Origin of the sequence: Stenotrophomonas sp. STK16_22 (assembly GCF_051984505.1) — a bacterium.
GTDB classification, from domain to species: Bacteria; Pseudomonadota; Gammaproteobacteria; order Xanthomonadales; family Xanthomonadaceae; genus Stenotrophomonas; species Stenotrophomonas maltophilia_A.
Map to the genome: position 1 here is coordinate 4,671,137 of NZ_CP196972.1, position 13,675 is coordinate 4,684,811.

The 13,675-nt window shown below is 67.6% G+C and carries 12 protein-coding genes; 5 read left to right on the forward strand and 7 right to left on the reverse strand.

Translation table 11 applies throughout. The features are described from left to right. Positions 1 to 27 precede the first annotated feature (27 nt). The 5 genes from ACSYAO_RS21585 (at position 28) to ACSYAO_RS21605 (ending at position 6,690) form a co-directional block, all read left to right on the forward strand. The gene (locus ACSYAO_RS21585) at positions 28 to 417 is read left to right on the forward strand and encodes a RidA family protein (protein WP_012512496.1); all 390 of its coding nucleotides are present in this window, start codon (positions 28 to 30) and stop codon (positions 415 to 417) included. Between the two features lie 199 nt (positions 418 to 616). Continuing rightward, positions 617 to 958 carry a hypothetical protein gene (locus ACSYAO_RS21590; protein ID WP_049462267.1) on the forward strand — a complete coding sequence of 114 codons (342 nt, stop codon included), beginning with the start codon at positions 617 to 619 and terminating at the stop codon, positions 956 to 958. A gap of 56 nt (positions 959 to 1,014) precedes the next feature. Continuing rightward, entirely contained in the window at positions 1,015 to 2,268 is a 1,254-nt protein-coding gene (locus ACSYAO_RS21595; RefSeq protein ID WP_049462266.1) for a TolC family protein, read from the forward strand. Then, positions 2,265 to 3,470 carry an efflux RND transporter periplasmic adaptor subunit gene (locus ACSYAO_RS21600; RefSeq protein WP_049462265.1) on the forward strand — a complete coding sequence of 402 codons (1,206 nt, stop codon included), beginning with the start codon at positions 2,265 to 2,267 and terminating at the stop codon, positions 3,468 to 3,470. Before ACSYAO_RS21595 ends, ACSYAO_RS21600 begins: the two co-directional genes overlap by 4 nt. A gap of 10 nt (positions 3,471 to 3,480) precedes the next feature. Then, positions 3,481 to 6,690 carry an efflux RND transporter permease subunit gene (locus tag ACSYAO_RS21605; protein WP_049462264.1) on the forward strand — a complete coding sequence of 1,070 codons (3,210 nt, stop codon included), beginning with the start codon at positions 3,481 to 3,483 and terminating at the stop codon, positions 6,688 to 6,690. Between the two features lie 133 nt (positions 6,691 to 6,823). On the opposite strand, the gene ACSYAO_RS21610 is transcribed toward ACSYAO_RS21605, so the two are convergent. The 7 genes from ACSYAO_RS21610 to ACSYAO_RS21640 form a co-directional block, all read right to left on the reverse strand. Continuing rightward, positions 6,824 to 8,596 (reverse strand): DUF885 domain-containing protein, encoded by a 1,773-nt coding sequence (locus ACSYAO_RS21610; RefSeq protein WP_049462263.1) that lies wholly within the window; start codon positions 8,594 to 8,596, stop codon positions 6,824 to 6,826. 257 nt (positions 8,597 to 8,853) lie between these two features. Next, on the reverse strand, positions 8,854 to 9,201 hold the full coding sequence (locus ACSYAO_RS21615) for a lipid-A-disaccharide synthase N-terminal domain-containing protein (RefSeq protein ID WP_005414908.1): 348 nt from the start codon (positions 9,199 to 9,201) through the stop codon (positions 8,854 to 8,856). After that, positions 9,201 to 9,923: a glycosyltransferase family 2 protein gene (locus tag ACSYAO_RS21620; RefSeq protein ID WP_005420380.1), complete on the reverse strand. Its 723-nt coding sequence runs from the start codon at positions 9,921 to 9,923 to the stop codon at positions 9,201 to 9,203. Before ACSYAO_RS21620 ends, ACSYAO_RS21615 begins: the two co-directional genes overlap by 1 nt. 89 nt (positions 9,924 to 10,012) lie before the next feature. Further along, on the reverse strand, positions 10,013 to 10,978 hold the full coding sequence (locus ACSYAO_RS21625) for an NAD-dependent epimerase/dehydratase family protein (protein WP_049462262.1): 966 nt from the start codon (positions 10,976 to 10,978) through the stop codon (positions 10,013 to 10,015). A gap of 46 nt (positions 10,979 to 11,024) precedes the next feature. Continuing rightward, positions 11,025 to 11,765, reverse strand: a complete 741-nt coding sequence (locus ACSYAO_RS21630; RefSeq protein WP_032128474.1) for a suppressor of fused domain protein — start codon at positions 11,763 to 11,765, stop codon at positions 11,025 to 11,027. Between the two features lie 125 nt (positions 11,766 to 11,890). Next, a complete protein-coding gene (locus ACSYAO_RS21635) occupies positions 11,891 to 12,814 on the reverse strand; it encodes a ParB/RepB/Spo0J family partition protein (RefSeq protein ID WP_005411652.1) in 924 nt (307 codons plus the stop codon). Continuing rightward, positions 12,814 to 13,611: a ParA family protein gene (locus tag ACSYAO_RS21640; protein ID WP_005411653.1), complete on the reverse strand. Its 798-nt coding sequence runs from the start codon at positions 13,609 to 13,611 to the stop codon at positions 12,814 to 12,816. Before ACSYAO_RS21640 ends, ACSYAO_RS21635 begins: the two co-directional genes overlap by 1 nt. Positions 13,612 to 13,675: the final 64 nt, after the last annotated feature.

The window sequence follows — 13,675 nt, forward strand, 5'->3', positions numbered from 1 at the left end:
GGCGTTCTTTCCCACGGGTTCCTTCCCATGTCACAGCGCGATGTCGTTTTCCCCGCCGGCCGCCAGGCCCTGTACGAGCGCAACCGCTACTCGCCAGCGATCCGATCCAACGGCTTCCTGTTCGTTTCCGGCCAGGTCGGCAGCCGCGAGGATGGTTCGCCTGAGCCGGACTTCGAAGCGCAGGTGCGCCGCGCCTTCGAAAATCTCAATGCGGTACTGGCTGCCGCCGGCTGCAGCTTCGATGACGTGGTCGACGTGACCGTGTTCCTGGTCGACCCCGAGAAGAACTTCGAGAAGGCCTGGGCGATCGTGCCCGAGTACTGGGGCGAGGCGCCGCACCCGACCCTGACCGGCATCGGCGTGACCTGGCTGTACGGGTTCCAGTTCGAGATCAAGGTGATCGCGAAGCTGCCGTGATACGGGTAGTGCCGGCCGCTGGCCGGCAATGTGTCGGGGGTCGAAAAGCGTGTCGACCAAGGTCGACACCCACCAGGGCAGGAGGTCGGCACCTGCCAGAGCTGGCGTGCCCGGCCCACCTGAACGGGAGGTTCCGACGAATTCCCGAGGTGGTCATTGATATTGTATCCGGCGAAAACCGCTTGCTAGCCTCCCCTCCATGCGCCGGATCACCCGCCAACTGCGTACGTACCTGATGATGCTGCTGATGGCGGCATTCGTGGTCGTGCCGGTGGCCGACGCACTGGTGTGTGCGGTGGAACCGCATGCCAGCAGCGCCCATGTCGAATCCCTCGCGGACGACGCAGGCGGTGACAGCGACAGCGACAGCAAGCACACGGGTGCCTGCACGCATAACCACTGCCACCACTCCACGCTGAGCCTGCCGGCGAACGATTTCGCCGCCTTCGGTACGCCGGTGCCGGCGCGCTGGATGAATACCGGCGACGTGGCGACCTATGCGGTCGCCCAGGATGAATTGACGCGTCCCCCCCGGGCGTGAGTTGAGCGCGTCCCGCAATCGCGGGCTCCCGTTTCACTCACAACCGGAATCCCCCTATGTCGATCCTGACACCTCGGTCGCCGCGCGCGGCCGGGCTGGTCGTCGCCGTGTTGCTGGGCCTGGCCCCGGCGGCATCGGTGATGGCGCAAGCCGCCCCCTCCTACGACACCCTGCTTGAACGCCTGGACCAGCTGCCCGGTACCCGTGTGGGTACGGCACTGGCCGAGGCCGCCGATGCGCGTGCCGACCAGGCCCGTGCGTTGCCCAATCCTTCCCTCTCCTACTCCGCCGAAAACGCCTGGGGCACCGGCTCCTATGGCGGCATGGGCAAGGCCGATACCGTGCTCACCCTGTCCCAGCCGCTGGAGGTCTGGGGCCAGCGTGGCGCGCGTGTCCGTGCCGCCCGCGCCGAGGCACAGGCCGCCAACCTGCGTGGTGCCCAAAGCCGCAGCGACGTGGCCAGCCAGCTGGCGGTGGTCTACGCACAGGCGGAAAGTGCACTGCGCCGCTACTCCCTGGCCGAAGAGGCGCTGACCCTCACCCGCGATGACGCCAATGCGGTCAACGCGATGGTCAAGCAGGGCCGCGAGCCACAGCTGCGCGCGGTGCAGGCGCAGAGCGAAGTGGCCAATGCCAGCGCTGCGCTGGATGAAGCGCAGGCCTTCCGCGATGCCGCGCTGGCCCGCCTGGCCGGTGCCGCGCTGCTGGATGCACCAGTGCAGTCGATTGACGACAGCCTGCTCGACCGGGCCCCGCCGCTGCCGCGTGGCGCCACCGACGTGGCACTGGCGGTGCGCATCGCCGAAGCCGAAGCCGATGCGGCCGGCAAGCTGGTCGACGTGGAGCGCAAGCGCGCCCTGCCCGACCTCAGTGTCACCGCCGCACAGACCCGCTTCCGCGAAGGCGGCGAGCGTGCCTACAACCTCGGGGTCAGCCTCAGCATCCCGCTGTTCGACCGCAACCGCGGGGGCATCCGCGCCGCCAATGCCGACCAGCGCGCGGCCGAGGCCCGCCTGGACCAGCAGCGCCGCGACAGCGAGGCGGCACGTCTCTCCGCCGTAGCCGGACTGAAAGCCGCCGGAAGCCGGACCCGCGCCGCCGATGAAAGCGTGGTCGCCGCCGAAGAGGCGTATCGCCTGGCCCGCGTCGGCTTCGACGCCGGACGCATCTCGCAGCTGGAACTGCGCAGCACGCGCAGCGCCCTCATCGCCGCCCGCGGCACCGCCGTGGATGCGCGCCTGTCGCGCGTCGGCGCCGAAATCGATCTTGCCCGCCTTGAGGGGCGCGCACCTTTTGTGGAGGCCAAATGACTCTCTCCCGTACTTTCCCGCTGATCGGCGGCGTGCTGCTGACCGTCCTGCTTGCCGGCTGCGCCGGCAACGCGCAGACGCCTGCCAATGAAGACCCCGCTGCGGCCAAGGCCGGCACCGACGATGGCCACGGCCATGCCGCCGACAGCAAGGAGGCCAAGGCGGAAACCGTCAAAGCCCCCGCCGACGCCGATGAAGGCGTGGTGCAGCTGACCCAGGAACAGATCAAGGCCTCCGGTATCGAAGTGGTCGCGATCGGTCGCGGTGGCGGTGGCTCGACCCGGCTGTCCGGCAGGGTCGAGCCCACCGTGGGCGCCCGTGCTTCGGTGGCCTCCACGGTGACCGGCCGCGTCGAGCGCGTGCTGGTCGCGCCGGGCACGGCGGTGAAGAAGAACCAGGCACTGGCCATCGTGGTCAGTGGCGAGGCCGCGGTGTTCCGCGCCAATGCGCTGGCCGCCTCGGCCGAAGCAGAAGCCGCGCGCCTGGCCTATGGCCGCGACAAGGCGCTGGTCGACCAGGGCGTGGTCGCCCGCCAGGAAATGGAAACCTCGCGCGCACGTTCGCTGGCGGCACAGGCCCAGGCCGCCGCCGCGCAGGCCCAAGCCGCCGCCAACGGTTCGCCGGACAGCAGCGGTCGCGTGCGCATCACCAGCCCGGTAGCCGGCATCGTCGGCAACGTGCAGGTCACCCCGGGCGGCGTGGTCGCTGCCGGCAGCGCGGTGGCCGATGTCGCCGATCCGGCGATGAACGAACTGGTGTTCACCGCGCCGCCCGCGCTGGCCGCACAGGTCACGCCCGGCATGAAGCTGGAAGTGAGCGTGCCGGGTGGCAGCTTCACCGCCACCGTTACCGGATCGGCCGCCGATGTGCGCCAGCAGGGCGGCGTCGCGGTGATCCGCGCCACGCCGGTGGACGCTTCGCTGCCGCCGGCCGGTTCGCCGGTTTCGGCGGTGGTGGTCACCGAAGGCCAGGACGGTTCGCTCAGCGTGCCCGCCGATGCGGTGCAGAACGTTGATGGCGGCAGCGCGGTGTTCGTCGCCGTCGACGGCGGCTTCAAGGCGCAGCCGGTGCTGGCCGGGCGCCGTGCCGGCGACCGCATCGAGATCCTCGGTGGACTGACCGGCAACGAGCGCATCGTCGGTGCCAACGCCTTCCTGCTCAAGGCCGAACTGGCCAAGGGCGAAGCCGAGCACGGCCACTGAGGAGGCGACCATGTTCAAGCTGATCATTGAAACAGCGGTGCGCCACCGCTGGCTGGTGGTGTTCATGGCGGCGCTGATCGCTGCCGTGGGCCTGTTCCAGCTGGGCAAGCTGCCGATCGACGCGGTGCCGGACATCACCAACCGCCAGGTGCAGATCAACACGGTGGCACCTGCACTGACCCCGGAGCAGATCGAACGGCAGGTGACCTACCCGCTGGAAACCGCGCTGGCCGGCATTCCCGGCCTGACCACCACGCGTTCGCTGTCGCGCAATGGCTTCTCGCAGGTCACCGCGATCTTCACCGATGCGACCGACATCTACTTCGCGCGCCAGCAGGTGGCCGAACGCATGCGCGAGGCATCCGAAGACCTGCCCGATGGCGCGTCGCCGATGCTGTCGCCGGTCACCACCGGCCTCGGCGAAGTGCTGATGTGGACCGTGGACTTCACCATGTTCGATCCGGCCAGGCTGGCCAAGCCCGGTGAAGCCGGCTGGCAGGCCGGTGAGGTCTACCGCACGCCGGAAGGCAACCTGCTGCGCACGCCGGAAGAACGTGCCACCTACCTGCGCACCGTGCAGGACTGGATCATCGCGCCGCAGATGCGTTCCAGCCCGGGGCTGGCCGGCGTCGATACGGTCGGCGGCTACGTCAAGGAATACGGCGTGCATCCGGACAGCGCCCGGCTGGCCGCGCACGCCCTCGGCCTGGCCGATCTGGTCACTGCCCTGCAGCGCTCCAACGTGCAGGCCGGTGCCGGTTTCGTGCAGCGTGCCGGCGAAGGCCTGGTGGTACGTGCTGACGGCCTGGCGCTGACCACCGAGGATCTGGCACAGGCCCCGGTGGCCACCCGCAATGGCGTGGTGGTGCGCGTGGCCGATGTGGCCGAAGTCGAGCTGAGCCGCGCGCCGCGCCTGGGTGCGGCCAGCCGCAACGGCCATGAAGCCGTGCTGGGTACCGCGCTGATGATCGCCGGCGGCAACAGCCGCACCGTGGCCCAGGCCGCAGCCGCGCGCCTGGAACAGGTGAACAAATCGCTGCCGGCCGACATCGTGGCGGCACCGGTGCTGGACCGCAGCGTGCTGGTCAATTCCACCATCAAGACCGTGGCCAAGAACCTCACCGAGGGCGCGCTGCTGGTGGTGGTGGTGCTGTTCCTGCTGCTGGGCAACCTGCGTGCGGCAACGATCACCGCGCTGGTGATTCCGCTGTCGTTCCTGTTCGCAGTAATCGGCATGAACCGCTTCGGCATCAGCGGCAACCTGATGAGCCTGGGTGCGCTGGACTTCGGCATCCTGGTGGACGGTGCGGTGATCGTGGTCGAGTCGACCCTGCTGATGCTGGGCCAGCGCCGCGCCGAACTGGGCCGTGCGTTGACCGCGATGGAACGCCTGCGCGTGGCCGCCGATTCGGCGATGAAGATGGCGCGCCCTGCGGCCTTCGGGCAGCTGATCATCCTGCTGGTGTTCGCGCCGATCCTTACCCTGGAAGGCGTGGAGGGCAAGACGTTCCACCCGATGGCGGCCACGTTCATGCTGGCCCTGATCGGTGCCTTCATCTTCTCCTTCACCTTCGTGCCGGCGATGGCCGCACTGCTGGTGCGCGAGCCGAAGGTGAAGGACGGCGATGCACATGCTGACGATGGCGAGCACGAAACCAAGCTGATCCGCGTGCTGCGTGCGCGCATCGAACCGGTGGTGCGCAAGGCCGTGGCGCATCCGCGCACGGTGCTGGCCGGTGCGGTGATGATGATGGTGGTGGGTATCGGTTCGTTCTCGCTGCTGGGCCGCGAGTTCATGCCGACGCTGGACGAAGGCAACGTGGCGATGCAGGCCCTGCGCGTGCCGTCGACCTCGCTGGAGCAGTCGCTGGCGATGCAGCTGGCACTGGAAAAGGCGATTGCCAAGCAGCCGGAAGTAGAAACCGTGTTCTCGCGCACCGGTACCGCCGAGGCAGCGATCGACCCGATGCCGACCAACATCTCCGACAGCGTGATCGTGCTGAAGCCACGCAAGGACTGGCCGGATCCGAAGCTGGGCAAGGACGCGCTGGTGGCACGCTTCGAAAAGCTGGCCGGGCAGCAGCTGGGCAACAGTTTCGAGTTCAGCCAGCCGATCGAACTGCGCTTCAACGAACTGATCTCCGGCGTGCGTACCGACCTGGCGGTAATGATCTTCGGCGATGACTTCAGCCAGCTGCAGAAAGTGGCCGACCAGGTGGCGTTGAAGCTGCGTGCGGTGAACGGTGCGGCCGACGTGCGGGTGGAACAGATCTCCGGCCTGCCCACGCTCAATGTGGCCATCGACCACGTGGCGGCGGCGCAGTACGGCCTGACTGCCGCGGACGTGAGTGATGCGCTGTCCACCGGCATTGGTGGCACGGCGGCCGGCAAGATCTTCGAAGGTGATCGCCGCTTCAACGTGGTGGTGCGCCTGGACGATGCCTCGCGCAACGATCCGGACCAGCTCGCCTCACTGCCGATCGCTACACCGTCGGGGCTGGTGATTCCGCTGTCGTCGGTCGCGCGCATCACGGTCAGCGAAGGGCCGAACCAGATCAGCCGCAACAACGGCAGCCGCCGCGTGGTGGTGCAGGCCAACGTGCGTGGCCGCGATCTGGGCGGCTTTGTCGGCGAGGCGCAGGCGGCGGTGGCTGATGTTGCATTGCCGCCGGGCGCCTACCTGACCTGGGGTGGCCAGTTCGAGAACCTGCAGCGCGCGGAGAAGCGGCTGGCAACGGTGGTGCCGGTGGTGTTCCTGCTGATCGGCAGCCTGCTGTTCATGGCCCTGCGCAGCGGCAAGGAAGCCATTCTGGTGTTCAGCTGCGTGCCGTTGGCGCTGGTCGGCGGCATTCTCGCGCTGCTGCTGCGTGGCATGCCGTTTTCGGTGTCGGCGGCGGTTGGTTTCATCGCCGTGTCCGGCGTGGCCACCTTGAACGGCCTGGTGCTGATGCAGGCGATCCGCGAGCGCCTGGATGCCGGTGACCTGCCGCTGCAGGCGGCGATCAACGGTGCGTCGAGCCGCATCCGCGCGGTGCTGACCACGGCGCTGGTGGCGATCGTCGGCTTCATTCCGATGGCGATCGCCAGCGGTTCCGGTGCGGAAGTGCAGAAGCCGCTGGCGACGGTGGTGATCGGTGGCCTGATCACCGCCACCGTGCTGACCCTGCTGGTGCTGCCGACGTTTGCGGCACGCGTGGCCAAGCCAAGGGCGATGGGCTGAAAGACCACGGGGTCGGATCGTGCGATCCGACCCCGTTTTCCGATCCCTGGTAGTGCCGGCCGCTGGCCGGCAATGTCGAACAATTGCGGTGCATGCGGGTTGCCGGCCAGCGGCCGGCACTACCTTGGAACGGTCAGGCCTTCTTGCGTTCGGCGATGTAGGCCTGGATCTGCTGTTCCAGCACCGGCAGCGGCACCGAGCCCTGCTTGAGCAGGGTGTCGTGGAAACCCTTGATGTCGAACTTGTCGCCCAGCTCCTTCTCGGCCTGCGCACGCAGGCGCACGATGGCGATCTCGCCCAGCTTGTAGCTCAGGGCCTGGCCCGGCCAGGAAATGTAGCGGTCCACTTCGGTGGTCACTTCATGCTCGCTCAGCGCGGTGTGGTCACGCAGGTAGGCCAAGGCCTGCTCGCGGCTCCAGCCCTTGCTGTGCACACCGGTGTCGATCACCAGGCGCGCGGCGCGCCACATTTCGTAGGTCAGGCGGCCGAAGTCCTCATACGGGGTTTCGTAGATGCCCATTTCCACGCCCAGCTTCTCGCAGTACAGCGCCCAGCCTTCGCCGTAGGCGGAGATGTAGGCGTTGCGGCGGAACTCGGGCAGGTTCTTCTGCTCAGCGGCAATGGCACCCTGCAGCGCGTGGCCCGGATCGGATTCATGCAGGGTCAGCGCCGGCAGGTTGTACAGCGGGCGCGACGGCAGGTTGTAGGTGTTGAGCCAGTAGGTGCCCATGCCACCGCGGCCGGCGGTCCAGAACGGCGCGATGTCCGGCGGCACCGGCACAATGGTGAAGCGCGCGCGCGGCAGGGTCATGTACTTGCCGAGCTGACCGTCTGCCCGCTTGGAGATCCATGCGGCGCGCGACAGCAGCTCTTCCGGCGTCCTGGCATAGAACTGCGGATCGGTGCGCAGGAAGGTCAGGAATTCGGCGAAGCTGCCCTTGAACTTCACCTGCTTGATGATGTCGTTCATTTCCTTCTGGATGCGTGCGACTTCATCCAGACCGATGCGATGGATCTCGTCCGGCGACAGGTCCAGCGTGGTGTATTCGTGGATCTGCTGCTTGTAGTACGCCTTGCCGCCCGGCATCGCTTCGGCGGCCAGCGTGGTGCGCGCCTGCGGCACGTATTCGTTGACGAAGAAGGTGCGCAGCTGCTGGAACGCCGGCACGACCTTGCTACTGATTGCTTCGCGCGCCTGCGCCTGCAGCCTGGCCTGCTCTGCGGCCGGAATGCTGTTGGGCAGCTTCTTGAACGGCGCGTACAGCGGCGACTCGGTGGGATCCATCAGCTCGGCGACGGTGGCGATGGACACTTCGCGGCCATCGAGCACCGCGCGCGGCACGCTGAAACCTCGCTTCAGGCCGGCGCGCATGTTTTCGGTCTGCTGGCCGAAGTAACGCGGTACATCGTTCAGGCGTGCGATGTAGTTCTGGTAGTCCTGCACGGTCTTCATCTCGCGCCGGGCCATGAAGGACAGGTTGGACCAGAACGAGGAGTCGGCGTTGAACGGCATCTCGTAGCCACGCAGGCGCACTTCTTCGGCCAGGTTGAACACCTGGTCACGGTAGATCGCGTAGTTGATCTGGTTGTCGGGCGAGAGCGTCTTCGGGTCGATCTTCTTCAGTGCAGCCAGGGTCTCGTCCCACACCTTCAGGCGCGCCTGCTGCGCGGCCGGGCCGACATCGGGCATGCGAGTGGCGTTGGCTGGCGCGTCCTCGTCCTCGCTGGCCTCGCCGCCGCCCTCCTGGCGCCACTTCCATTCCTTCTCGTACAGCGCGCGGAAGGCGGCATCGGCGGGCGATTCGGTGGCCACGCTGGCCGGTGCGGCGGCGGCGGGCGGTGCGGCCAGGGCTACGGCAGGGGCGGACAGGGCGATCAGCAGGGCAACGGCAAGACGGGTTTTCACGAGCACAGGTTCCCGGGAAGGCAGACCCCGATGATGGCACCGCCCACGGCCCGTGGCATGGGACGAAGGTCCTGCCTGCGCAGCAGGCCGGGGCCCCGGTAGCGGCCAACCTTGGTTGGCCCCCCAAACCCAGCGCCGACCAAGGTCGGCATCTACCGTAGCGTGGCAGACCGGGGCTCCGGTAGCGGCCAACCTTGGTTGGCCCCCAAACCCAGCGCCGACCAAGGTCAGCAGCTACCGGATGAGGCCCCGAAGACCTAGTGGCTGGCTTTGTCCCGCTTCCAGCCCCGGTGCTTGATGTCGAGCTGCAGGCTGTACAGCGCGGTGAACGCCGGGAACAGGTTCTGCAGCACGCCTACCGAGTCCTGCTTGGCCGAGAACAGGAAGTAGCTCAGCGTCATCAGGCTGCCGACCACGCTCATGTACCAGAACAGGCGCGGAATCACCGGCTTGCCGGCGCGTTTGGAGGCGATGAACTGAACCAGCCAGCGGCCCCCGAACATCAGCGCGCCGGTATAGCCGATCAGCTTCCAGCCGGTCACATGCAGGCCGGTCCAGTACAGCCAGGTGAGCGGCTGGTCGAGCCAGTGCAGCTCCAGATCCATCAACGCTCCTCCACCGCGGTGCGCTTGCTGCGGGTGATCAGCCAGGCCACGCCACGCAGGTCACGGATGCCAACCAGGGCGCGGCCGAGGTTGTTGTACTTGGAGACACCGGCGGTACGGTGGCGGTGGTTGACCGGCACGCTGGTGGTCTTCCAGCCGGCGCGCTGCATCAGCGCCGGCAGGTAGCGGTGCATGTGGTCAAAATACGGCAGGTCGAGGAACGCGCTGCGCTCGAACAGCTTGATGCCGCAGCCGGTATCGGGCGTATCGTCGCGCAGCATGCGTGCACGGATGGCATTGGCCCACTTGCTGGCCCAGCGCTTGCTGCCGCTGTCCTGACGGTTGACGCGCCACCCGGCAAACAGCTTCACCTGCGCCTCGGCCGCATCGCGCGCCGCCAGCAGCTTGGGAATGTCGGCCGGATCATTCTGCCCGTCGCCATCCAGGGTCGCGATCCACGGCGCACGTGCGTGCTTGACGCCGGTGCGCACGGCGGTGCTCTGCCCGCTCTGGTTCACATGGTGCAGCACCCGCAGTTCCGGGGTGGTCGCCTTCAGGCCCTGCAGCACCGCCAGGGTGTCATCGCGCGAGTGATCGTCGATGTAGACGATCTCGAACGGAAGCCGCCCACGCAGTGCGGCGGTGATTTCGGCAACCAGCGGGGCGACATTGTCGCGTTCGTTGAACACCGGGACGACAACGGAAAGCTCGGGTTGGCTCATAAGGCACTCGGCCAAAGGGGGACAAAGACCGCGCATTCTCCGAAGCCGAGGTTATCCGAAGATGAATCCGGCTGTGTGAGGATCCCTCCTCAGGCGCGGTCGCCAAAATACTCGCGGCACCACTGCACGACGGGGGGCAACCCTGCTTCGATCGGGGTCACCGCGTCGAAGCCGAATGCGTCATGGGCGCGCCGGGTATCGGCCATCGTGCGCACCATGTCGCCCGGCTGCATCGGCTTGTAGACCTTCTGCGCGGGGCGACCGGCGGCCTGCTCGATCACGCTGATGAAGCGCTCCAGCTCGACCGGCGTATGGTTGCCGAGGTTGAACACCCGGTGCGGTACCGGACCATCGGCCGGATGCGCGAGCGCGCCGAGAATACCGGACACGATGTCGGAGACATGTGTGAAGTCGCGCTGCATGCGGCCTTCGTTGAACACGTCGATCGGCCGCCCGGCCAGCACCGCGCGCGAGAAGAGCAACGGTGCCATGTCCGGCCGGCCCCACGGGCCATACACGGTGAAGAAGCGCAGGCCGGTGGCATGCAGGCCGTACAGCTGCGCGTAGGTGTAGGCCATCAGCTCGTTGGCCGCCTTGGTGGCCGCATACAGCGAGCGCGGCTGGTCCACGCGCTGGTCCTCGGAGAACGGCGGCGTGGCCGAATCACCGTAGACCGAGCTGCTCGACGCATACACCAGATGCTGCACGCCACGGTGGCGGCACAGCTCGAGCATGTTGACGAAGCCGACCAGATTGCTGTCGACGTAGGCCTGCGGGTTTTCCAGCGAATAGCGCACGCCCGCCTGTGCAGCCAGATGGATCACCGCGGTCGGCTTCACCTCGTCGAACAGCGCAGCCAGGCCCTGCTGGTCGGTCAGGTCGAGCGTGCGCAGGTCCAGCGCCGGGCACAGCGCGGCCACGCGGTCGCGCTTGATCTGCGGGTCGTAGTAGTCGTTGAAGTTGTCCAGGCCGACCACCGGCTGGCCCGCCTCCAGCAGCGCGCGGGCGGTGTAGGCACCGATGAAGCCGGCAGCGCCGGTAAGCAGGATGGTCATGGCAGGGGCCCGGAAGCAGAAATTCAGGCCCCTGATGTTACCGGTCTCAGAACAAACCGAAACGCTTCCTGGCGACGTTGACCCGGCCCGGCTCGATCACATCGTTGATCTGCTTCGCATCGAAGCGGTCGAGCAGGGCGTCGGCGCCCTTCTTCAGCTTCAGGTCCATCTCTTCCGGATACAGCGGAACCAGGCTCATGAAGCTGATGGTCCTGCCATCCTCCAGCTCCAGCGTGGCGAAGTCCTCCGGAGCAGTCACCGGCATCAGCACGATGGCACCGTCGAAGCCTGCTCCGGGCGCATAAGGCTCGCTGGGATGGCCGTTGGGAATGGTGTGGCCGAAGCCCAGCCACGTGTCGTACTCGTGCGGCAGCCGCGCCATGCCCTTCAGCAGGCGCACCGGCCAGTAATTGCGCTCGTCCTCGAAGGCGTCCTGGGACATCGGCCAGTCGGCCGGCAGGGTCACCATCAGCTCCATGTAGCGCGGCACATCCGCGTCCACGTCGGCGGGCACGGTCATCGGCAGGTCGCTCATGCCGGAGGTGACCAGGCGCAGGTACGGGCAGTGGTCATTGGCCGGCACCACGTGCACGTCAATGTGCACCAGGTCGGAAATGAGTTCGTGCAGGACCGTGGCGATCGGTCCGAGATGGCGCTCGATATGGCCGCTGATCGCTTCGATGTGCTGCTCTTCGCCGATGGCGAGCACAAAGTCCTTTTCGCGCCGGTGCCTCAGTATCTGGGTACCGTCCGGGCTGACGTCCTCGTACTCGTATTCGTTGCTCATGTCCTGCTCCCTGGATGGGCCACGGGCCGGAGAGCAGTGCATCCCCCGGCGCGCGCGGCGGTGCGTTCCCTGTCATCTGCAGGACGCGGCAGGAACAGGCCGCATCCCCTGGCGCTGCGCCGGGCTCAGCCCTGGCGCGTACGCAGTTTTTCCAGCACGCCGTCCAGGGTATCCAGATCGGTGTAGTGGATGATCAGCTTGCCCTTGCCACCGCGGCCGTGGTTGATCGCCACCTTGGCACCCAGTGCTTCGGACAGTTCGGTTTCCAGCGAGGCGATGTCGGCCTGCTGCACCTTCGGCGTCGCCACCGGGCGGTTGCTCGGCACCTTGCCGGCGGCGAAGGCCTGCGCACGGCGCTCGACCTCGCGCACCGACCAGCCTTCATCGGCCGCTTCCTGCGCCAGCTTGCCGGCCAGCTCGGGAGCCAGGGTCAGCAGCGCGCGGGCATGGCCCATTTCCAGGCGGCGGGTTTCCAGCAGCAGCCGGATCGCCACCGGCAGCTCCAGCAGGCGCAGCAGGTTGGACACCGCCGCGCGCGAGCGGCCGACGGCCTCGGCCGCCTCGGCATGGGTCAGGGTGAACTCGCTGATCAGGCGCTGCAGCGCCTCGGCTTCTTCCAGCGGGTTGAGGTCTTCGCGCTGGATGTTCTCGATCAGCGCCATCGCGATGACGGTGCGGTCTTCCAGCTCGCGCACCACCACCGGCACTTCGTCCAGGCCGGCCAGCTGCGATGCGCGCCAGCGGCGCTCACCGGCGACGATTTCGTAGTTGCCTGCCGGCAGCTGGCGCACCAGGATCGGTTGGATCACGCCCTGCGACTTGATCGAGTCGGCCAGCTCGGAGAGCTTGCCCTCGTCCATCTCGCGGCGCGGCTGGTACTTGCCCGGCTGCAGCTGGCCGACCGGCAACTTGCGCAGCACTTCACCCGGCAGCGGTTCGATCACCGCAGTGGTGGCCTGCACCTGGCTGACCGCGCCTTTCGGGCCCAGCAGCGCATCCAGGCCACGGCCGAGGCCTCGCTTCTTGGCTGCCGGCTTGCTGCTGGTCATCAGACGGTCTCCACGGCCTTGGCGGCCTTGTTGCGTTCGTTGTTGCGGCGGATGATCTCGCCGGCCAGGCCCAGGTAGGCCACGCCACCGCGCGAGGCGCGGTCGTAGCCGACGATGCTCTGGCCATGGCTGGGCGCCTCGGCCAGGCGCACGTTGCGCGGCACGATGGTGCGGAACACGCGGTCGCCGAAGTGCTCGGTGAGCTCGGCCGACACTGCGTTGGCCAGGTTGTTGCGCACGTCGAACATGGTGCGCAGCACGCCTTCGATCTCCAGCGCCGGGTTCAGGCTGGTGCGCAGCGCTTCGATGGTTTCCACCAGCGCGCTCAGGCCTTCCAGTGCGTAGTACTCGCACTGCATCGGCACGATCACCGAATCGGCGGCGGCCAGCGCGTTGAGCGTCAGCAGCGACAACGCCGGCGGGCAATCGATCAGGATGTAGTCGTACTCGTCGCGGATCGGCGCCAGTGCGCGCTTCAGGCGCTGCTCGCGCTCGCTCTGGCCCATCAGCTGGATCTCGGCGGCGGTCAGGTCGATGTTGCCCGGCAGCAGGTCGTAGCCTTCGGCGGTCTGCACGCGCACATCGGCGGCGCTGTTCTCGCCCAGCAGCAGATCGCAGGTGGAGGCCGCCAGCTCACGCTTGTCCACGCCGCTGCCCATGGTCGCGTTGCCCTGCGAGTCCAGGTCGACCAACAGCACGCGCTTGGGTGCGTTGGCCAGGGAAGCGGCCAGGTTGACGGCGGTCGTGGTCTTGCCGACGCCACCCTTCTGGTTGGCGATGGCGATGATGCGGGCCATGCGGGTGTGCCTCGTCGACGGATGGTTGGGACCGGTCATTATGCGTACAACCGGCCCCTTGCGG

Bases quoted from the DNA above. Each gene is read 5' to 3' on its own strand.
- ACSYAO_RS21585 (WP_012512496.1), top strand. From the start codon at position 28: ATGTCACAGCGCGATGTCGTTTTCCCCGCCGGCCGCCAGGCCCTGTAC.
- ACSYAO_RS21590 (WP_049462267.1), top strand. From the start codon at position 617: ATGCGCCGGATCACCCGCCAACTGCGTACGTACCTGATGATGCTGCTG.
- ACSYAO_RS21595 (WP_049462266.1), top strand. From the start codon at position 1,015: ATGTCGATCCTGACACCTCGGTCGCCGCGCGCGGCCGGGCTGGTCGTC.
- ACSYAO_RS21600 (WP_049462265.1), top strand. From the start codon at position 2,265: ATGACTCTCTCCCGTACTTTCCCGCTGATCGGCGGCGTGCTGCTGACC.
- ACSYAO_RS21605 (WP_049462264.1), top strand. From the start codon at position 3,481: ATGTTCAAGCTGATCATTGAAACAGCGGTGCGCCACCGCTGGCTGGTG.
- ACSYAO_RS21615 (WP_005414908.1), bottom strand. From the start codon at position 9,201: ATGGATCTGGAGCTGCACTGGCTCGACCAGCCGCTCACCTGGCTGTAC.
- ACSYAO_RS21620 (WP_005420380.1), bottom strand. From the start codon at position 9,923: ATGAGCCAACCCGAGCTTTCCGTTGTCGTCCCGGTGTTCAACGAACGC.
- ACSYAO_RS21625 (WP_049462262.1), bottom strand. From the start codon at position 10,978: ATGACCATCCTGCTTACCGGCGCTGCCGGCTTCATCGGTGCCTACACC.
- ACSYAO_RS21630 (WP_032128474.1), bottom strand. From the start codon at position 11,765: ATGAGCAACGAATACGAGTACGAGGACGTCAGCCCGGACGGTACCCAG.
- ACSYAO_RS21635 (WP_005411652.1), bottom strand. From the start codon at position 12,814: ATGACCAGCAGCAAGCCGGCAGCCAAGAAGCGAGGCCTCGGCCGTGGC.
- ACSYAO_RS21640 (WP_005411653.1), bottom strand. From the start codon at position 13,611: ATGGCCCGCATCATCGCCATCGCCAACCAGAAGGGTGGCGTCGGCAAG.